General features: G+C 52.4%; 17 protein-coding genes and 2 rRNA genes. 11 read left to right on the top strand and 8 right to left on the bottom strand.

All coding sequences use genetic code 11. The annotated features are described in order from the left end of the window. Positions 1 to 183: 183 nt before the first annotated feature. The 3 genes from ACT9TW_RS22635 to ACT9TW_RS22625 all read left to right on the top strand — a co-directional run bounded on the left by ACT9TW_RS22635 (position 184) and on the right by ACT9TW_RS22625 (position 4,875). Positions 184 to 3,089: ribosomal RNA gene (locus tag ACT9TW_RS22635) — 23S ribosomal RNA — on the top strand. A gap of 70 nt (positions 3,090 to 3,159) precedes the next feature. Continuing rightward, positions 3,160 to 3,275, top strand: a 5S ribosomal RNA gene (gene rrf / locus ACT9TW_RS22630). Positions 3,276 to 3,579: 304 nt separating this feature from the next. Continuing rightward, the gene (locus ACT9TW_RS22625) at positions 3,580 to 4,875 is read left to right on the top strand and encodes an MFS transporter (protein WP_182062104.1); all 1,296 of its coding nucleotides are present in this window, start codon (positions 3,580 to 3,582) and stop codon (positions 4,873 to 4,875) included. Here ACT9TW_RS22625 and ACT9TW_RS22620 read toward each other — a convergent pair. The 5 genes from ACT9TW_RS22620 to trxC form a co-directional block, all read right to left on the bottom strand. Then, a complete protein-coding gene (locus tag ACT9TW_RS22620; RefSeq protein ID WP_446493758.1) occupies positions 4,872 to 5,207 on the bottom strand; it encodes a YfiM family lipoprotein in 336 nt (111 codons plus the stop codon). The two genes, ACT9TW_RS22625 and ACT9TW_RS22620, sit on opposite strands and share 4 nt — an antisense overlap. A gap of 32 nt (positions 5,208 to 5,239) precedes the next feature. Further along, positions 5,240 to 6,595, bottom strand: a complete 1,356-nt coding sequence (gene pssA / locus ACT9TW_RS22615) for a CDP-diacylglycerol--serine O-phosphatidyltransferase (RefSeq protein WP_182063448.1) — start codon at positions 6,593 to 6,595, stop codon at positions 5,240 to 5,242. A 110-nt stretch (positions 6,596 to 6,705) separates the two neighbouring features. Beyond that, positions 6,706 to 9,369, bottom strand: coding sequence for a bifunctional acetate--CoA ligase family protein/GNAT family N-acetyltransferase (locus ACT9TW_RS22610; RefSeq protein WP_446493757.1), 2,664 nt, complete (start codon positions 9,367 to 9,369; stop codon positions 6,706 to 6,708). A 35-nt stretch (positions 9,370 to 9,404) separates the two neighbouring features. Then, positions 9,405 to 10,103 (bottom strand): tRNA-uridine aminocarboxypropyltransferase, encoded by a 699-nt coding sequence (gene tapT / locus ACT9TW_RS22605; RefSeq protein ID WP_446493756.1) that lies wholly within the window; start codon positions 10,101 to 10,103, stop codon positions 9,405 to 9,407. A gap of 69 nt (positions 10,104 to 10,172) precedes the next feature. Beyond that, positions 10,173 to 10,592 carry a thioredoxin TrxC gene (gene trxC, locus ACT9TW_RS22600; protein ID WP_446493755.1) on the bottom strand — a complete coding sequence of 140 codons (420 nt, stop codon included), beginning with the start codon at positions 10,590 to 10,592 and terminating at the stop codon, positions 10,173 to 10,175. Between the two features lie 206 nt (positions 10,593 to 10,798). On the opposite strand from trxC, the gene ACT9TW_RS22595 reads away from it, so the two are divergent. Beyond that, complete coding sequence (locus tag ACT9TW_RS22595) at positions 10,799 to 11,899, top strand: tRNA/rRNA methyltransferase (protein WP_014071386.1); 1,101 nt, start codon at positions 10,799 to 10,801, stop codon at positions 11,897 to 11,899. A 49-nt stretch (positions 11,900 to 11,948) separates the two neighbouring features. On the opposite strand, the gene ung is transcribed toward ACT9TW_RS22595, so the two are convergent. Continuing rightward, positions 11,949 to 12,638 carry a uracil-DNA glycosylase gene (gene ung, locus ACT9TW_RS22590; RefSeq protein ID WP_446493754.1) on the bottom strand — a complete coding sequence of 230 codons (690 nt, stop codon included), beginning with the start codon at positions 12,636 to 12,638 and terminating at the stop codon, positions 11,949 to 11,951. A gap of 313 nt (positions 12,639 to 12,951) precedes the next feature. Between ung and grcA the strand changes: the two genes are divergently transcribed. After that, positions 12,952 to 13,335: an autonomous glycyl radical cofactor GrcA gene (gene grcA / locus ACT9TW_RS22585; RefSeq protein WP_014071384.1), complete on the top strand. Its 384-nt coding sequence runs from the start codon at positions 12,952 to 12,954 to the stop codon at positions 13,333 to 13,335. Between the two features lie 53 nt (positions 13,336 to 13,388). Here the strand turns inward: grcA and srmB are convergent, their stop codons facing one another. Continuing rightward, on the bottom strand, positions 13,389 to 14,717 hold the full coding sequence (gene srmB / locus ACT9TW_RS22580; protein WP_166716667.1) for an ATP-dependent RNA helicase SrmB: 1,329 nt from the start codon (positions 14,715 to 14,717) through the stop codon (positions 13,389 to 13,391). 132 nt (positions 14,718 to 14,849) lie between these two features. Between srmB and trmN the strand changes: the two genes are divergently transcribed. After that, positions 14,850 to 15,587, top strand: coding sequence for a tRNA(1)(Val) (adenine(37)-N(6))-methyltransferase TrmN (gene trmN / locus ACT9TW_RS22575; RefSeq protein WP_315686504.1), 738 nt, complete (start codon positions 14,850 to 14,852; stop codon positions 15,585 to 15,587). Here the strand turns inward: trmN and nadB are convergent. Further along, positions 15,580 to 17,190: an L-aspartate oxidase gene (gene nadB, locus ACT9TW_RS22570; RefSeq protein WP_446493753.1), complete on the bottom strand. Its 1,611-nt coding sequence runs from the start codon at positions 17,188 to 17,190 to the stop codon at positions 15,580 to 15,582. The two genes, trmN and nadB, sit on opposite strands and share 8 nt — an antisense overlap. Positions 17,191 to 17,543: 353 nt before the next feature. On the opposite strand from nadB, the gene rseD reads away from it, so the two are divergent. The 5 genes from rseD to rseC are packed head-to-tail and all read left to right on the top strand — an operon-like array spanning position 17,544 to position 20,289. Continuing rightward, the gene (rseD, locus tag ACT9TW_RS22565; RefSeq protein ID WP_224955222.1) at positions 17,544 to 17,609 is read left to right on the top strand and encodes a rpoE leader peptide RseD; all 66 of its coding nucleotides are present in this window, start codon (positions 17,544 to 17,546) and stop codon (positions 17,607 to 17,609) included. After that, the gene (rpoE, locus tag ACT9TW_RS22560; protein WP_006176728.1) at positions 17,606 to 18,181 is read left to right on the top strand and encodes an RNA polymerase sigma factor RpoE; all 576 of its coding nucleotides are present in this window, start codon (positions 17,606 to 17,608) and stop codon (positions 18,179 to 18,181) included. Before rseD ends, rpoE begins: the two co-directional genes overlap by 4 nt. Positions 18,182 to 18,212: 31 nt before the next feature. Continuing rightward, on the top strand, positions 18,213 to 18,863 hold the full coding sequence (gene rseA / locus ACT9TW_RS22555) for an anti-sigma-E factor RseA (RefSeq protein ID WP_182062095.1): 651 nt from the start codon (positions 18,213 to 18,215) through the stop codon (positions 18,861 to 18,863). Beyond that, positions 18,863 to 19,816 (top strand): sigma-E factor regulatory protein RseB, encoded by a 954-nt coding sequence (gene rseB, locus ACT9TW_RS22550; RefSeq protein WP_446493752.1) that lies wholly within the window; start codon positions 18,863 to 18,865, stop codon positions 19,814 to 19,816. Before rseA ends, rseB begins: the two co-directional genes overlap by 1 nt. Continuing rightward, positions 19,813 to 20,289, top strand: coding sequence for a SoxR-reducing system protein RseC (gene rseC / locus ACT9TW_RS22545; RefSeq protein ID WP_014071379.1), 477 nt, complete (start codon positions 19,813 to 19,815; stop codon positions 20,287 to 20,289). Before rseB ends, rseC begins: the two co-directional genes overlap by 4 nt. Positions 20,290 to 20,370 lie beyond the last annotated feature (81 nt).

Raw genomic sequence — 20,370 nt, 5'->3', positions numbered from 1 at the left:
TGTGAGTGAAAGTCGCCGACCCCCGTATCTCAAAACTGACTCAGTGAGTCATGTTTGAGATATTTGCTCTTTAAAAATCTGGATCAAGCTGAAAATTGAAACGACACACCTTAATGGTGTGTTCGAGTCTCTCAAATTTTCGCAATTTGATGATGAATCGAAAGAAACATCTTCGGGTTGTGAGGTTAAGCGACTAAGCGTACACGGTGGATGCCCTGGCAGTCAGAGGCGATGAAGGACGTGCTAATCTGCGATAAGCGCCGGCGAGGTGATATGAACCTTTGACCCGGCGATTTCCGAATGGGGAAACCCAGTGTGTTCCGACACACTATCGTTAAGTGAATACATAGCTTAACGAAGCGAACCGGGGGAACTGAAACATCTAAGTACCCCGAGGAAAAGAAATCAACCGAGATTCCCCCAGTAGCGGCGAGCGAACGGGGAGCAGCCCAGAGTCTGAATCAGCTTGTGTGTTAGTGGAACGGTCTGGAAAGTCCGGCGATACAGGGTGATAGCCCCGTACACGAAAGCACACAGGTTGTGAACTCGAAGAGTAGGGCGGGACACGTGGTATCCTGTCTGAATATGGGGGGACCATCCTCCAAGGCTAAATACTCCTGACTGACCGATAGTGAACCAGTACCGTGAGGGAAAGGCGAAAAGAACCCCGGCGAGGGGAGTGAAAAAGAACCTGAAACCGTGTACGTACAAGCAGTGGGAGCACCTTCGTGGTGTGACTGCGTACCTTTTGTATAATGGGTCAGCGACTTATATTCTGTAGCAAGGTTAACCGTATAGGGGAGCCGAAGGGAAACCGAGTCTTAACTGGGCGTTAAGTTGCAGGGTATAGACCCGAAACCCGGTGATCTAGCCATGGGCAGGTTGAAGGTTGGGTAACACTAACTGGAGGACCGAACCGACTAATGTTGAAAAATTAGCGGATGACTTGTGGCTGGGGGTGAAAGGCCAATCAAACCGGGAGATAGCTGGTTCTCCCCGAAAGCTATTTAGGTAGCGCCTCGTGAATTCATCTTCGGGGGTAGAGCACTGTTTCGGCTAGGGGGCCATCCCGGCTTACCAACCCGATGCAAACTACGAATACCGAAGAATGTTATCACGGGAGACACACGGCGGGTGCTAACGTCCGTCGTGAAGAGGGAAACAACCCAGACCGCCAGCTAAGGTCCCAAAGTCATGGTTAAGTGGGAAACGATGTGGGAAGGCACAGACAGCCAGGATGTTGGCTTAGAAGCAGCCATCATTTAAAGAAAGCGTAATAGCTCACTGGTCGAGTCGGCCTGCGCGGAAGATGTAACGGGGCTAAACCATGCACCGAAGCTGCGGCAGCGACGCTTATGCGTTGTTGGGTAGGGGAGCGTTCTGTAAGCCGTTGAAGGTGTCCTGTGAGGGGTGCTGGAGGTATCAGAAGTGCGAATGCTGACATAAGTAACGATAATGCGGGTGAAAAGCCCGCACGCCGGAAGACCAAGGGTTCCTGTCCAACGTTAATCGGGGCAGGGTGAGTCGACCCCTAAGGCGAGGCCGAAAGGCGTAGTCGATGGGAAACAGGTTAATATTCCTGTACTTGGTGTTACTGCGAAGGGGGGACGGAGAAGGCTATGTTAGCCGGGCGACGGTTGTCCCGGTTTAAGCATGTAGGCGGAGAGTTTAGGTAAATCCGGACTCTTTTTAACGCTGAGGTGTGATGACGAGGTACTACGGTACTGAAGTAACAAATGCCCTGCTTCCAGGAAAAGCCTCTAAGCATCAGGTAACATCAAATCGTACCCCAAACCGACACAGGTGGTCAGGTAGAGAATACCAAGGCGCTTGAGAGAACTCGGGTGAAGGAACTAGGCAAAATGGTGCCGTAACTTCGGGAGAAGGCACGCTGATGTGTAGGTGAAGCCCCTGCGGGTGGAGCTGAAATCAGTCGAAGATACCAGCTGGCTGCAACTGTTTATTAAAAACACAGCACTGTGCAAACACGAAAGTGGACGTATACGGTGTGACGCCTGCCCGGTGCCGGAAGGTTAATTGATGGGGTTAGCGGCAACGCGAAGCTCTTGATCGAAGCCCCGGTAAACGGCGGCCGTAACTATAACGGTCCTAAGGTAGCGAAATTCCTTGTCGGGTAAGTTCCGACCTGCACGAATGGCGTAATGATGGCCAGGCTGTCTCCACCCGAGACTCAGTGAAATTGAACTCGCTGTGAAGATGCAGTGTACCCGCGGCAAGACGGAAAGACCCCGTGAACCTTTACTATAGCTTGACACTGAACACTGGTCCTTGATGTGTAGGATAGGTGGGAGGCTTTGAAGCGTGGACGCCAGTCTGCGTGGAGCCGACCTTGAAATACCACCCTTTAATGGCTGGTGTTCTAACGTAGACCCGTAATCCGGGTTGCGGACAGTGTCTGGTGGGTAGTTTGACTGGGGCGGTCTCCTCCCAAAGAGTAACGGAGGAGCACGAAGGTTAGCTAATCCTGGTCGGACATCAGGAGGTTAGTGCAATGGCATAAGCTAGCTTGACTGCGAGAGTGACGGCTCGAGCAGGTGCGAAAGCAGGTCATAGTGATCCGGTGGTTCTGAATGGAAGGGCCATCGCTCAACGGATAAAAGGTACTCCGGGGATAACAGGCTGATACCGCCCAAGAGTTCATATCGACGGCGGTGTTTGGCACCTCGATGTCGGCTCATCACATCCTGGGGCTGAAGTAGGTCCCAAGGGTACGGCTGTTCGCCGTTTAAAGTGGTACGCGAGCTGGGTTTAGAACGTCGTGAGACAGTTCGGTCCCTATCTGCCGTGGGCGCTGGAGAATTGAGGGGGGCTGCTCCTAGTACGAGAGGACCGGAGTGGACGCATCACTGGTGTTCGGGTTGTCATGCCAATGGCATTGCCCGGTAGCTAAATGCGGAAAAGATAAGTGCTGAAAGCATCTAAGCACGAAACTTGCCCCGAGATGAGTTCTCCCTGACCCTTTAAGGGTCCTGAAGGAACGTTGAAGACTACGACGTTGATAGGTCGGGTGTGTAAGCGTAGCGATACGTTGAGCTAACCGATACTAATGAACCGTGAGGCTTAACCTTACAACGCCGAAGCTGTTTCGGCGGTTGAGAGACAGAATATTTTCAGCCTGATACAGATTAACAGAATTTGCCTGGCGGCTTTAGCGCGGTGGTCCCACCTGACCCCATGCCGAACTCAGAAGTGAAACGCCGTAGCGCCGATGGTAGTGTGGGGTCTCCCCATGTGAGAGTAGGGAACTGCCAGGCATCAATTAGAAGAACCCCGTACCGAAAGGTGCGGGGTTTTTTGCTTTTGTGCGAAAAAAATGCCCGGTGGCGCTACGCTTACCGGAGCTGCAAAACCGTAGGCCGGGTAAGGCGAAGCCGCCACCCGGCAATGTCGACCGCACGATCCCCCTTTCTGGCCTTTCTCCTAATCCCTTATCCTGCTAATGAAATATGTGATCTCCATCTCAATGTGATTTATAACAAAATTATAACATTTCATTTACGAAGCAATTGAGTCTCTTAGACTCAACACGCCGCTGTAGATGGCAGGAGCATAATCATAATGACAGAAAACATCACATCACACGGGACGCTGGCTAACAGTGATACCCGCCGAAGGGTATGGGCAATCGTCAGCGCCTCTTCAGGAAATCTGGTTGAATGGTTCGACTTCTACGTCTATTCGTTCTGTTCGCTCTACTTCGCTCACATTTTCTTCCCGTCCGGTAACACAACCACGCAGCTACTGCAAACTGCGGGCGTTTTTGCCGCTGGGTTCCTGATGCGCCCAATTGGTGGCTGGCTGTTCGGCCGAATTGCGGATCGCCGTGGCCGTAAAATCTCTATGCTGATCTCGGTCTGTATGATGTGCTTTGGTTCGCTTGTGATTGCTTGCTTACCGGGTTACGACGCTATTGGTACATGGGCACCGGCGCTGCTGTTACTGGCTCGCTTATTCCAGGGGCTTTCGGTTGGCGGGGAATACGGCACCAGCGCGACTTACATGAGTGAAATTGCGCTCGAAGGTCGTAAAGGATTCTACGCATCTTTCCAGTATGTCACTCTCATTGGCGGCCAACTTTTGGCGATCCTTGTGGTGGTGATCCTTCAGCAGATCCTGACCGATGAACAGTTACACGCCTGGGGATGGCGGATCCCCTTTGCAATGGGGGCCGTGCTGGCGATCGTTGCGCTTTGGCTGCGTCGACAGTTAGATGAAACATCGCAGCAGGAAGTCAGGGCGTTAAAGGAAGCCGGATCGTTCAAAGGCTTATGGCGTAACCGCAAAGCATTTCTGATGGTGCTGGGCTTCACCGCCGGGGGCTCGCTAAGCTTTTACACCTTCACCACCTATATGCAAAAGTACCTGGTGAACACAACGGGAATGCACGCGAACGTCGCCAGTGTAGTAATGACCGTGGCGCTGTTTGTCTTTATGCTGATACAACCGGTGATTGGCGCGCTCTCTGATAAAATTGGTCGGCGCACATCGATGCTGATTTTTGGCGGAATGTCTGCGTTATGTACCGTGCCCATTTTGTCCGCACTTCAGCATGTCTCCTCGCCTTATGCAGCTTTTGCCCTCGTTATGATGGCAATGGTGATAGTCAGTTTCTACACCTCTATCAGCGGGATATTAAAAGCGGAAATGTTCCCTGCACAGGTGCGTGCTCTGGGGGTTGGTCTCTCTTACGCGGTGGCTAACGCACTGTTTGGGGGCTCAGCTGAATATGTCGCGCTGTCTCTCAAATCATGGGGAAGCGAAACGACCTTCTTCTGGTATGTCACCGTCATGGGGGCGCTGGCCTTTATTGTTTCTCTGATGCTGCACCGTAAAGGGAAGGGGATCCGCCTTTAATAATGCGCCATCTGCCACACGGCATAGCCGGTGGTTGCTCCGGTGACATCCCACGCTAAATCTTTCCAGCTCCAGCCGCTCCCTGCCGGGCGGCTGTCCCAAAGCTCTTTGGATGCCCCAAGGCTTACAGAAAACATGAAACCAATCGCCGCGCTACGATCCTGGCTGTAACCCTGATGTTGTGCGTATTCATTGCCCGCAGCGGACAACATTGCTGAGGCAAGAAAGTGCTGAGCCTTGTCCTGGCCATACCAGTTATCGTTAGCCATGTGGCTACATCCAGTCAGACAGAGGATTGTAAGCAGCAGAGGTATACGCACAATGAGCTCCATAAAAAAAGCCCCGTCGTTGACAGGGCCTGGCGTTACAAAATGCGGCTAATAAGGCGGTCGATACGGATCCGACGCAAACGGCGAATGAGCTTGCGGACTTTCACCGGATAATCAGCAATGCTTTGCAGATCGCGGTAGTGACGCACCACCGTGGTATGCGTGCGAATCAAATCCAGTTCGCGTTCACGTTTCGCGGCCAGTTCATGCTGTGGATCGTGGATCAGAATGGCATTTTCCAGATCCAGGCGCCAGGCACGCGGGTTCAGGTTATTACCTGTCAGCAGCATCCACTCATCATCTACCCACATCCCTTTCAGGTGATAGGTATTGTCTTCATCTTTCCACAAGCGCACAACTAGCTGGTCAGTGTTGACATAGTACTGTAAACGGCTCAGGAAACGGCGCAGGTTAATCTCATAGAGATAAGGCAATGCACCGATGATTTTGAACGGCTGATCTTCCGGGATAAAAAAGTCGTTCGCGGTTTTATCACCCACGATGATTTCGACCTTCTTACCATCACGTAACAGCTGAATGATGTTACGCACCAGCACGGCCGGCAGGTTGAAGTAAGGGGTGCAGATCGTGAGTTTCTGATCGGCGCACGGCATCAGATGGAAGATGGTCTTATTCAGCAGGCTCGACTTGCCCAGTCCAACGAGCGGAGTGACAGATAACTGCTCGTTGTTTGCATCACCCTGAAAATGATAAATCGCGTCACGTAATTCCTGGCGGAAGAGACGAACGTCGTTTTTAATTTCCGGACTCTTGGGACGGTGAGGGTTATCAAGACGATTCACGCCACGTCCATGTACCAGATTCTTATCAACCCAGTTGAACATGATGTCAGCCATCTGCGGATTGCGAATCAGATGGTAGCGGTCGTAACGATATTTATCGAGCTGGTGCAGGTAAACATCATTCAGACTCGCGCCGCTATACAGAACGCTGTCGTCAATGATGAAGCCTTTGAAATGGAGTACGCCAAGTGCTTCGCGAGTATTGACGGGAACGCCATAAACCGGGATATCAATCCCCGGGTTTTCCTGGGCAGTTCGGCAATACCAGTCTGCGTTGGTGTTAGAAGCCACGGCACCAATACGGCCGCGTTGTGCGCGATGCCAGTCAACCAGCACACGTACATCCAGCTCTGGACGAAGCCGTTTTGCTTCATAAAGCGCGTTCAGGATCCCGCGGCCACCTTCATCTTGTTCGAGATAAAGAGCCACTATGCAAATACGTCTCGTGGCGCTGGCAATTTTTTCCAGAAGTGTCTCCCGAAAATGAGCGGGAGCGTAAAAGAACTCTACATCATCAACTGACTGAGAAATCTTCGGTAGTTGAGCAAGGTGTTGTTGATGTTTATTACGCTTAAATTTTGACAACATCACAGTGCGTTTCTTCTCTGTTCATTGAAGGGTTGTCTGTACCAGGCAAACAACATAAGCGGATAATGATACCACCAGTACCATCCAAAGTGGTTAACATTTCCAGTAGGTTACTCTTGTTTATCCGCCGAATTCAGGCCGAGGGTCAGGGAAACAATACCTTCCTCCAGTTGGATATCAACGTCAAAACCAAGTTTTCGCGCCAGAGTGACCATGCCGCGATTGTTAGGCATAGTAATGCCATTCAGGCGTAACAATCCGTGATCGCGCGTATAACTGATGAGTTTTTCCAGCAGGCGTCTGCCCAGACCCAGCCCCTTCAGATCGGAACGTACCAGCACGGCGAACTCCGCATCCACGTTATCAGGATCAGAGATCGCACGCGTAACACCCAGGATCTCTTCCTCTGCTTCCAGGCGACGAACAGCCACAAATGCCATTTCACGATCGTAGTCGATCTGGGTCATGTTGGCTAAATCTTCGTGGGTAAATTCGTTGATTTCGCTGAAGTAGCGATAGTAGAGATCTTCTTTCGTTACTTGCGAGATAAACACCCGCAACTGAGGTTCATCTTCTGGCAGGATAGGGCGGAACAGCACGCGTTCGCCGTTTTTCATTTCCACCCATTCTTCAAGTTGTAGCGGGTAAGGACGAATAGCCAGCCTGCTTTCGCTGTCACCTTTAAAGGGCGCAATATCCAGCGTGACGTCCAGCGCGGTAAATTCATTGCCAGAAGCCAGCAGCGGATGAATATCCAGGCGCTGAATTTCAGCACAATCAACAATCAGGTTAGAAACCTGCACCAAAAACTGGCTTAGCCCGGCGATATCCAGCGGTCTCAGTGCACTTCGCCCGCGGATTTTCTTGCTTTTAATGGCCTGAATAACCAGATAGCGCGCCAGGTTCATGTTCAGTGGTGGCAGGGCGACCACCGCCTGCTCTTCAGGGCGCCATTCAACACCGCCTTCACCCAGCATAATCAGTGGGCCAAAGACCGGGTCGTGCTCAACCACCACCCGTAACTCCTGGGCACCGGCACGGTTGGCCATACTTTGCACCAGCAAACCGTGGATCCTCGCCTGCGGCCAGGCCATTTTTACCCGATCGAGAATGGCGTCTGCGGCCTGTTGTACTTCAGCTGCGGTGCGTAAATACAACATAACGCCCTGAATATCGGACTTATGCGGGATATCCGGCGAACGCAGTTTCAGTGCAACCGGGTAACCAATTTGCTCGGCAATATGAACGGCCTCTGCGCTGTCGCTGGCAATCCAGGTGGGTAGGGTGTGTATCCCATAGCTGCCGAGGATCGGCTGCACTTCATGGGTGTCCAGAGATGTTGCACCCTCCTCGATGGCCCGTTGCAACAACCTGCGAACATCAACGGTATTCGCCGCCAGATGACCCGGTAAAGCAGGGGTTTCACGCAACTGTTTCTGGTTACGACGATATTCCACCATATGCATAAACGCGGTGATGGTGCCTTCCGGGGTGCGATAGGTCGGAAGCCCGGCTTCACTAAACAGCCGCCGTGCTTCCTGTGATGAAAACTCTCCACACCAGTTGGTTAGCAGCGTGACGTATTTCCCGCGAGGATGATTTCGAACCGCTTCGATAAGCCCTCGCGCACTTTCGCTGCCGGGGGCGGCGGCACTTGGCGAATGAATGATCATCAGCGCATCAAAATCCTGGCTATCCAGCAAGATAGAGATGGCTTTGATGTAACGCTCGCTGCTGGCATCATCGCGCAAATCCAGCGGATTACCGGATGAAACGCTTGTTGGCAGGGCGTCACGCAAGCGCTGAAGCGTCTCCTCACTGAGCGCCGCCAGTTTGCCATTACGTAGCCACAGTTCGTCCAGAGCCAGTGCAGCAGGTGCTGCACCATTACTGACTATCATTAATTTCTCACCGCGCAACGGGCGCATATGGCTCAGTGTTTCGACCGCGGAAAAAAGCTCATGTGTATCCTGAACACGCAGCAAACCTGCGCGCTGAATAGCGGCATCCCACGCAGGATCCATTCCTGAATGTGAATGCAGAAGCCGTTGTGCGGCTGGGCTACGGCCACTTTTGATGACCAGAATCGGTTTATTACGCGATGCACTACGGGCTGCTGAGACAAAACGGCGGGCATCGCTTAAATGTTCTAGGTACAGCAATATCGCACTGGTTTTGCTGTCCCTGGCCAGGAAATCCAGCAGCTCATCGACATCAATATCCAGGCTGTCGCCCAGCGCGATGAAGTAGGAAAATCCCATTTCGCGCTGTTGCGCCCAGTCGAGGATGGTATTTGATACAGCCGCAGACTGGGAAATAAACGCCAGCTTGCCTTTGCGAATCGGAACGGGGGAAAAACTGGCATTCAGACCCTGCCAGGGCGCCAGCAAACCGAGACTGTTTGGGCCGAGAATGCGCATCTGATACCGGCTGGCACAGGCGAGAAGCTCAGGATGCTGTTCAGGAGGAGAAGAGAGGATAATGCAGGTTTTACACCCTTTCTGGCCAAGTGACTCAAGCAGGTCCAGGTTACGTTTCGCGTTTGTACACAGCACGGCAAGGTCTGGCACAAAAGGCAGGCTCTGCACATCGGGCCACGCCAGTACACCCTGTACCGCTTTCCAGGAGGGCGTAACCGGCAACACGGGGCCATTAAATCCACCGGCCAGTAAATTACGCATCATCAGATAACCTGCACGATCAGGCTTCATCGACGCACCGATAACAGCAATGGATTTAGGGCGCAGTAGCGCTTCCAGGCCTCGCTGACTCATGCAAGTCTCCAGTAGATACGAGTGACCTGATGATTTTAAACGCTTTCTGCTTCGTCTGCTGTGACACTGCCCTTATGAATGGTTTTTCCTGCCAGGTAGCGCTCACGAAAACGGGAAAAATGGCCGCCCAGCGCAGCTGCCGCTAACGTATCCCCGGCAAGGTCCAACAGCGCAATTGCCACTTCTGCGGTGCAGTATTGTCCCTCTGCGTGCGCTTCACGCAGTCGGTAAGTAGATACGCGTGACAGATCGACTGAAATGACTGGCAGCGCGTCAAGATAAGGACTTTTGCGGAACATTTTTCGCGCTTCGGTCCAGGTGCCATCCAGCATAATGAATAGCGGCGACTTCCCTGAAGGCGGCGCAGAAAGCACCTGACGGCTCTCTCCTGCATAAGAGGCCGGGAAAACGACCATCGGCTGATACTCATCACTGGCAACCAGATCGAGCAGCGCCTGAGATGGTTCGGTACGTGACCACTGAAATGCCGTTGTGTCCGGCAGAATATCCGCAATCAGACGCCCTGTATTGCTGGGTTTCATGGGTTCGGTATCGAACATGACCAGGCAAAAACGGCTTTGTGCTTGAGCAGGGGCGAGTGTTTCGCACAGGCAAACCTTGAGCGGCAGCAGGCAGCGCTGACAGCGGCGGATACGGTTGCCACGAGCAAGGAAAGGGCGGGTCGCACGCGCAAGGCGTTCGGCGCGTAATTGAAGTACGGCGTTATCAGTCATGGGCGAAATGCAGGAAAAACACCATTTTCGCAGAGGGAAGAACGGGGCACAAGATGTGCCCCGCGATTGTTACACGGATTCGTTCAGCCAGCTCTCAAATGGAGCCTTAGGAACTGCGCCGTTAAGCATGTCGATCACTTCGCCATTTTTGAAAATCATAATGGTCGGGATACTGCGTATACGAAAGCGAGCGCTAAGCTCGCGTTCAGCTTCGGTGTTCACTTTCACGAAACGCATTTTACCACTGCGCTCTTCTGCAACATCTTCAAAGATTGGCGCAAAACTCCGGCATGGACCACACCATGGCGCCCAGAAATCCACAACCACGGGCAGATCATCCTTGAGGAGTTTGTCCAGCGTAGCACCCGTCGCGTTAATCACGTCACCATCAAACAATTCGTGACCGCAACGCCCGCACTTCGCACCATCATCAATCCGATCATTGGGAATGCGGTTAAGAGCCTGACAGTTGGCACATACGGTATTCATAACTAACCTCTGATAGAGCTGTGGGACAGAGCGGCAGAACGCCGATTTTGTTTCTAATATGTTACATATTATCAATGAGCCTGTTTGAAACGACAATGCGTTTTATTCAATGAGAACAATAGTCGCAGGCTTTTGTACGAAATAATGGCTATGAGCTTGCACATCGGGTAATCTGCGCGCTTCGCGCAGCGCTGGTGGAGAAAAGCATGAACGACGAATTAAAGAACAAAAGCGGCAAGGTCAAAGTGATGTATGTCCGCAGTGATGAGGATTCTGATAAACGCACCCAAAATCCGCGTACCGGAAAAGGTGGCGGGCGTCCGGCGTCTTCTCGTGCAGACGGTGGCCGTCGCCCCGCCCGCGATGACAGAAATAACCGCGGTGATGACCGCAAACGTGACGATCGCAAACGTGACGATCGCAAACGCGATGACCGTCCACGTGATGATTTCTCACGTGATGGCTCGTCCCCGTGGCGTACCGTTTCTCGCGCCCCTGGCGACGAAACGCCAGAAAAGGCCGATCACGGCGGTATCAGCGGTAAAAGCTTTATCGATCCTGAAGTGCTGCGCCGTCAGCGTGCGGAAGAGACCCGCGTGTACGGTGAGAATGCGTGCCAGGCACTGTTCCAGAGCCGCCCTGAGTGCATCGTTCGTGCCTGGTTTATTCAGAGCGTAACGCCACGCTTCAAAGAAGCGCTGCGCTGGATGGCGGCGAACCGTAAAGCCTACCATGTGGTTGATGATGCCGAGCTGACCAAAGCGTCCGGTACCGAACACCACGGTGGCGTTTGCTTCCTGATCAAAAAACGTAACGGGACGACTGTTCAGCAATGGGTGAGCCAGGCTGAGGCAGATGACTGCGTTCTGGCGCTGGAAGATGTTGGCAACCCGCATAACCTGGGTGCGATGATGCGTAGCTGCGCGCACTTTGGCGTGAAAGGCGTGTTGTTGCAGGACGCTGCGCTGCTGGAATCAGGTGCGGCGATCCGTACCGCAGAAGGTGGTGCTGAGCATGTTCAGCCGATCACCGGTGATAGCGTTCTGGATGCCATCGAGCAGTTCCGCAAAGCGGGCTATTCCATTGTGACCACCTCCAGCCACGCCGGTACACCGCTGTTTAAAGCGACGCTGCCGCGTAAGATGGTGCTGGTGCTGGGTCAGGAGCGCGATGGTCTGTCTGATGCAGCACTGTCGAGCGCCGATCTGAGCGTGTCTATCGACGGTACCGGTAATGTCGAAAGTCTCAACGTTTCCGTTGCAACCGGCGTACTGCTGGCTGAATGGTGGCGTCAGAATAAGGCATAAGCCTTAATCTGCGGTGGTATGCCCGGTGAGCCGGGCATACTGCATCAAACTACTCGCCTTCTGCCGGTAATACGGGCATCCAGTCAATCGGCGTCTCGCCACGTTTTTCCAGCCATTCGTTCGCCAGAACAAAATGATTACTGCCAAAGAAACCGCGATGTGCAGACAGCGGTGACGGATGCGGCGCTTTCAGCACGTGATGACGCTGCGGGTCAATAATCGCCCCTTTTTTCTGCGCATGAGATCCCCACAATAAAAACACCACACCTTCACGATGTTCATTGATGAGGCTTATCACTTTATCCGTAAAAGTTTCCCAGCCCAGGCTGGCGTGAGAGTGGGCCTGACCTGCGCGCACGGTTAATACGGTATTCAATAACAGAACCCCCTGATGCGCCCAGCTTTCCAGGTAACCGTGTGTTGGCCGGGTAAAGCCGGGAAGGGTACCTTCAAGCTCTTTATACATATTCAAAAGAGAAGGCGGAATGGCAATGCCAGGACGCACGGAAAATGCCAGACCATGCGCTTGCCCTGGCCCGTGGTAAGGATCCTGACCGAGGATAACCACTTTTACATCATTCAGTTCGGTATAGCGAAAAGCGTTGAAGACATCTTTCTGCGGCGGATAAATCGTCTGGCCAGATTGCCGCTCTGCCGCGACGGTGCTGAGTGTATTAATAAAATAGGGTTGCTGTTTTTCTTCGGCCAGAACGTCGTGCCATGTTAAAGGGGTTGCCATCTCGCTCTCCTGCGAATCTCATCTGCGCCTAGCTTACCCGTTAAACCCTGGTGATCAAAATTCCACGCGGAAAAATGCCCTAAGTCCTTAAATTTAATTTGAAACTATACAATCTGGGTTGAATTGGTAAGGTGGTTAAATTGATCTGAAACAATAAAATCAAACCACACTCTTTATGTGGTTAGTATTTTTGTTGATTTAAATCAATAAATCGCAGAGGGCTGAGTGATATATATACACGCAAGCAACAATGGTTTTACCAATTGGCCTGAACAGGCCGACACCAGTTAATGTAGCCTAAGGGAGGCATCACATGATTACAGGTATCCAGATTACTAAAGCTGCAAATGACGACCTGCTCAACTCTTTCTGGCTGCTGGACAGCGAGAAAGGTGAAGCGCGCTGTGTAGTGGCTAAAGCAGGTTTTGCAGAAGATGAAATCGTTCCAGTAAGCAAACTGGGCGACATCGAATACCGTGAAATTCCAATGGAAGTGAAACCGGAAGTACGCGTGGAAGGTGGTCAGCACCTGAACGTTAACGTACTGCGCCGCGAAACGCTGATGGATGCCGTTGAGCACCCGGAAAAATATCCACAGCTGACCATTCGTGTGTCTGGCTATGCAGTACGTTTCAACTCTCTGACTCCCGAGCAGCAACGCGACGTTATCGCGCGTACCTTTACTGAAAGCCTGTAAGGCTTTTTGTCACGGAAGCAGAATGAAAAAGCCGGGTGATACCCGGCTTTTTTTTACTCTTCAGTTTGCGAATCTGGCGCAGCAGCACTTGGCTTACGGCGCTTACCAATATTCTTGGTATCGCGGTGGCGTTGTTTAACGCGCGGCTTCTCTTTTTCTTTCTCTTTCTTCTCAGCACGTTTGGCGAGCGCTTTCTTGGACGGTTTACCCGTCATTTTTTCGCTCGGAGCACGCGTGGTTGGACGAAGCTCACTGATAACGCGAGCCTTCAGCGGCTCATCAACATAGCGGCCAATTTTCTGCAGCAGCAGAAAATCATGTGCTTCGACCAGAGAAATAGCTATACCTTTGCGGCCTGCACGACCGGTACGGCCAATGCGGTGCAGATAGGTGTCACCGCTGCGGGGCATATCGAAGTTAATCACATGGCTTACATCCGGAATGTCGATCCCGCGTGCAGCAACATCGGTGGCAACCAGCACGTTTACGCGACCATCGGTCAGACGCTTGATGCCTTCGGTACGCTTAACCTGCGCCATCTCGCCTTCAAGGTAGCAGTTGTTGATCCCTGCATTACGCAGCATTTCAGCCAGCTCGTGCACACGCTCGCGCTTGCGCACGAAAACGATGGTGCGAGTCGCGTCTTCTTGCTTCAGCAAATGCTTGAGCAACTCAACCTTGTGTTCCAGATCATCTGCGCGGTAGTACCACTGGTGGATCTTCTTACGCTCACGGGTGGAAGGGGTTGCAGACACCTCCACCGGATCTTCCAACAGGCGCTCTGCGAAGTCTTTAATCGCTTCCCCTTCCAGGGTGGCAGAGAACAGCATGGTCTGGTTACGCCAGCGCGTTTCACCCGCGATGTGTTCGATATCCTGCGCAAAGCCCATGTCCAGCATGCGATCAGCTTCGTCGAGGATCAGCGTTTCAACCGCACGGCAGTCAAAATTCTCTTCTTTAATGTACTGCAGGAGACGGCCAGTCGTCGCCACGACGATGTCCTGGTTCTCACTGAACACTTCAGCGTGGTTCATATACGCAACACCGCCGGTAATGGTGGCGATATCAAGATGGGTGTTCGCAGCCAGTTCACGCGCGTGTTCGGCAACCTGCATTGCCAGTTCACGAGTAGGCGTCAGGATCAAAATACGCGGCGGGCCTGATTTTTTGCGGGGGAAATCGAGCAAATGCTGCAAGACAGGCAGCAAGTAGGCTGCTGTTTTCCCCGTGCCGGTTGGCGCAGAACCGAGCACATCGCGGCCCTCAAGCGCAGGCGGAATGGCCGCGGCCTGAATGGCGGTCGGGCGTGTAAAGCCTTTGCTCTCAAGTGCATTGAGCAGGCTTTCATCGAGTTCAAGTTCGGAAAAAGTCGTTACAGTCATGTTCTACCTCTGTGTGGGGCGCTGATTATAGACGTTACGGCTGTAATCTTCATCTGTTTGTATGGATATCGCTTTGCGACCACTTCGCTTTCCCCTATGCTACTCCAGTTTCACTTAGAAGGTTGCCCTGACATGTCTCAACTCAAAGCGCAATTGCGCCGCGATGGTTTCACATTTAAACAGTTCTTTATTGCTCACGATCGCTGTGCGATGAAAGTCGGCACAGACGGGATCCTTCTTGGATCCTGGGCTCCTGTTGCTGGCGTTAAACGTATTCTCGATATTGGTTCAGGAAGCGGACTTCTGGCGCTGATGCTGGCGCAGCGTACCGAGCAACATGTCACCATCGATGCCGTTGAGCTTGACGCACAAGCCGCTGAGCAGGCAAGTGAAAATGCCGCTGAATCCCCCTGGGCTGAACGTGTAAAAGTGGAATGTGCCGATGTACTTGTCTGGGCACCAGAGCAGACTGCGCGTTACGATCTTATCGTCAGCAACCCACCTTACTATGAACCCGGCGTAGAGTGCGGCACGCCGGAGCGTGAACAGGCCCGCTACACCGGTTCGCTTGATCACCGCGCGTTATTAACCAGTGCCGCTGAGTTGATTTCAGAAGAGGGTTTTTTCTGCGTCGTATTGCCAGAAAACACCGGTAATACCTTTATTGAAATTGCGCGGGAAATCGGCTGGAACTTGCGTCTGCGAACTGATATTTCAGATACAGAAGGGCGCTTGCCCCACCGGGTGTTACTGGCACTGTCACCAAAAGAGGGCGAGTGTTTTAACGACCGGATGGTTATCCGTGGGTCAGACCAGCGTTATTCCGAAGATTACACTGCTCTGACCCAGGCATTTTATTTGTTTATGTGAGCCCCGGGGAGAGTACCGACGGGCCTGATTCGGCCAACTGATCCGGGTAATCCAGAGTGTAGTGCAATCCGCGGCTCTCTTTACGCATCATGGCGCAGCGCACAATCAGTTCAGCTACCTGTACCAGGTTACGCAATTCGAGCAGGTTATTGGATACGCGGAAGTTTGCGTAATACTCGTCGATTTCCTGTTGCAGCATGGTGATGCGTCGTAAAGCGCGTTCAAGGCGCTTGGTTGTACGGACAATCCCCACATAGTCCCACATAAATAGCCTTAACTCGTGCCAGTTATGCTGGATGACAACCAGCTCATCCGGGTTCTCAACGCGGCTTTCGTCCCAGGCCGGCAAGTGCGCCGTCGGGCGTGCATAAGGCATCCGCTTAATAATATCTTCCGATGCTGACCACCCGTAGACCAGGCATTCGAGCAGCGAGTTAGACGCCATGCGGTTTGCCCCATGCAACCCTGTGTAGCTTACTTCGCCAATGGCATACAGGCCGTCAACGTCGGTACGACCGTGATCGTCAACCATGACGCCGCCACAGGTATAGTGTGCCGCGGGAACAATAGGAACCGGGTCGCGGGTGAGATCAATTCCCAGGCTCAGCAGTTTTTCGTAAATCATCGGGAAGTGCTGGCGAATGAAATCAGCCGGTTTATGGCTAATATCCAGATACATACAATCAACACCAAGACGTTTCATCTCGTGGTCGATGGCTCGCGCAACGATATCACGTGGGGCGAGTTCGCCTCTGGCATCAAAGTCCGGCATAAAACGCGAACCATCCGGGCGTTTCAGGTAAGCGCCTTCGCCGCGCAGGGCTTCAGTCAGTAAGAAGTTACGCGCCTGCGGGTGGAATAAGGCTGTTGGATGGAACTGGTTAAACTCCAGGTTCGCCACCCGGCAGCCAGCGCGCCAGGCCATGGCAATGCCATCACCTGAGGCGATATCCGGGTTTGTGGTGTATTGATAAACTTTGGATGCGCCGCCTGTTGCCAGCACAACGGCTTTCGCCTGGCAGGTTTCGACTTTCTCTTTATTGCGATTCCAGACCCAGGCGCCCACCACGCGGCGCGTACCAGGCAGTCCAATCTTATCGGAAATAATAAGGTCGACCGCATTGCTGCGTTCCAGTACCTGAATGTTCGGGTGGCCCAGGGCTTTACTGACCAGCGTGGTTTCAACTTCTTTACCGGTTGCATCCGCTGCGTGGAGGATGCGGCGGTGGCTGTGTCCACCTTCACGGGTAAGGTGATAACTCTCTTCACCGTTTGGCTGGATCTGCGTATCGAATAACACACCCTGATCGATGAGCCACTGAACGCAGTGGCGTGCATTGCTGGCGACAAACTCGGCGGCGTGCGCATCCACGATCCCCGCCCCGGCAATCAGCGTATCTTCCACATGGGAAGCGATGCTGTCAGTTTCATCAAACACGGCGGCAATACCGCCTTGTGCATAAAAGGTTGAGCCTTCGCTCATTGGCCCTTTACTCAATACGATAACTTTCTGATTTTTAGCCAGGCGAAGCGCCAAAGATAACCCTGCAGCGCCGCTGCCAATAATCAGTACGTCACACGTCAGTTCTGGTGTTGTGTTCATGATGTTTGTTTAATTTACTAAACATTGTTTGGTCAGAATAGCACCCGAATGCGAGATGTCGCACGTTTTTTTTAAATGATGTTGCAATGGCTAAACTCTATGTGAGGGCTTAAATGCGGGTAAATGTATGAAAATATTTTGCGAAGCAGATCGTTAGCTTCAGATTTTGTGGTGAAATAAAGGCTGTGTTGCGTTACTCTTCTGACGGTAATCAGGCAGAAAGTGCGAACGTATCGTGAACGGACTTATAATGATAGAAAATGAACGGTCTGCGGCGCGGTGAACAAAAACAAAGGCGTTACGGAACTAATTGAAGAACAGACACTCTAAGTCGGTGCTTGCTCAAAAGTGCAGTGTTTTTAGAGTGGCGTTTCGATAACGCGTGGAATTTAGGTTTGGGGAGACATTACCTCGGATGAGCGAGCAGTTAACGGACCAGGTCCTGGTTGAACGGGTCCAGAAGGGAGATCAGAAAGCCTTTAACCTTCTGGTGGTTCGCTACCAGCATAAGGTGGCGAGTCTGGTTTCCCGCTATGTACCGTCAGGGGACGTCCCTGATGTTGTACAAGAGTCTTTTATTAAGGCCTATCGTGCGCTGGATTCTTTCCGGGGAGATAGTGCTTTTTATACCTGGCTGTATCGTATTGCAGTTAATACAGCAAAGAATTATCTGGTCGCTCAGGGCCGCCGTCCACCTTCCAGTGATGTGGATGCAATCGACGCCGAAAATTTCGAAAGTGGCGGCGCATTGAAAGAAATTTCGAACCCTGAGAACTTAATGTTGTCAGAAGAACTGAGACAAATCGTTTTTCGCACGATCGAGTCGCTCCCGGAAGATTTACGCATGGCAATTACGTTACGGGAGCTGGATGGTCTGAGCTATGAAGAGATAGCCGCTATCATGGATTGTCCGGTCGGCACGGTACGTTCACGAATCTTCCGTGCGCGAGAAGCTATTGATAATAAAGTTCAACCGCTTATCAGGCGTTGACGATAGCGGGATACTGAAAAAGGTATTAGGCATGCAGAAAGAAAAACTTTCCGCTTTAATGGATGGTGAAACGCTGGATAGTGAGCTGCTCAACGAGCTGTCTCATTCTCCCGAAATGCAAGAGACCTGGGCGAGTTATCATCTCATCCGTGACACCCTGCGCGGTGATACCGAAGAGGTTCTCCATTTCGATATCTCAGCACGCGTTATGGCGGCGATTGAGAACGAGCCTGTTCATCAGACCACACCGCTGATTCCTGAAGCTCAACCCGCACCTCACCAGTGGCAGAAAATGCCGTTCTGGCAAAAGGTGCGCCCGTGGGCCAGTCAACTTACCCAAATGGGTGTGGCTGCATGTGTATCGCTTGCAGTTATCGTTGGCGTCCAGCACTATAATACTCAGTCTGAAGCCAATCAGCAGCCTGAAGCGCCAGTGTTTAATACACTGCCGATGATGGGTAAAGCCAGCCCGGTTAGCCTGGGCGTACCAGCAGATGCATCCGCAAGCGGCGGTCAGCAACAGCAGGTACAAGAGCAGCGACGTCGCATTAATGCGATGTTGCAGGATTATGAGTTGCAGCGTCGTCTGCACTCTGAACAGCTTCAGTTTGAGCAGGCACAAACCCAGCAAGCCGCTGTGCAGGTGCCAGGTAACCAAACTTTAGGAACGCAATCGCAGTAATGAAGCAACTTTGGTTCGCCATGTCTCTGATGGCGGGTAGCCTGTTCTTCTGTGCAAACGCCTCGGCTGATGTTTCATCCGGGGCGTTGTTGCAGCAAATGAATATGGCCAGCCAGTCACTCAATTACGAGTTGGCATTTATCAGCATCAATAAGCAGGGTGTAGAATCATTACGCTATCGCCATGCCCGCCTTGATAAACAGCCGCTTGCCCAGCTTTTACAGATGGATGGTCCGCGTCGGGAAGTTGTTCAGCGCGGTAACGAAATCAGCTATTTCGAACCTGGTCTTGAGCCTTTCACGCTTAATGGCGATTACATCGTTGATTCCCTCCCATCGCTTATCTACACAGACTTTAAGCGTCTTGCGCCTTTCTATGATTTTATCTCGGTTGGTCGTACGCGCATTGCCGATCGTCTGTGCGAGGTGATCCGCGTAGTTGCGCGCGATGGTACACGTTACAGCTACATTGTCTGGATTGACGCAGAAACTAAGCTGCCGATGCGTGTGGACCTGCTCGATCGTGATGGCGAGACCCTGGAACAGTTCCGGGTTATCTCCTTCACCGTCAACAACCAGGTCGGGAACAGTATGCTCAATCTGGCAAAAGCCAGCCTGCCACCGCTTTTGTCTGTGCCTGCGGGCGACTCAGTTAATTTCAACTGGGTACCTTCCTGGATCCCACAGGGCTTTAGCGAAGTTTCCAGCAGCCGCCGTCAGTTGCCGTCCATCGAAACGCCGGTGGAATCTCGACTCTACTCCGATGGGTTGTTCAGTTTTTCGGTTAACATCAACCGTGCAACGGCAAACAGTTCTGAGCAAATGCTCCGTACCGGTCGCCGGACTGTCAGCACCACGGTGCGAGATAACGCAGAAATAACGATTGTGGGTGAATTGCCGCCGCAAACAGCGAAGCGCATTTCCGACAGCATTAAATTCAAGGCAGCACAATGATTAAAGAGTGGGCCACGGTCATTTCGTGGGCGGATGGCATTGCGCTGGTCAGCTGCGATGTAAAAGCGTCGTGCAACAGCTGTGCTTCCAGAGCCGGTTGTGGAAGCCGCGTGCTGAACAAGCTTGGGCCGCAGACTTCTCATACCATCTCAGTGCCAAGTGAACAACCGCTGGTGGAAGGGCAAAAAGTTGAACTGGGTATCACCGAAGGTAGTTTGCTCACTTCTGCCATGCTGGTTTACCTCTCTCCGCTGGTGGGCTTGTTCGTGATGGGCGGTGTGTTCCAGATGCTTTTTGGCACCGACCTGGCCGCAATGTGCGGGGCAGCACTGGGTGGCGTTGGGGGCTTTTTACTGGCCCGAGGCTTTTCCCATAAACTTGCCGCACGGGAAGAATGGCAGCCCGTTATTCTGAACGTTGCGTTGGCACCAGACCAGCTTCGTGTTGAAACGCTCTCTTCTGAAGCCCGGTGATTTCACCGGGCTTTATCATTATTTACATCTCTAATAAGAAAACGCTGTTTCTTCACGCTATGCTTGGCTCTAAGTGCATTT

The sequence above is a fragment of the Enterobacter sp. C4G1 genome (assembly GCF_052886895.1).
Note: the sequence above shows the minus strand (reverse complement) of the source record. Positions and strands in the feature narration are given on the sequence as shown.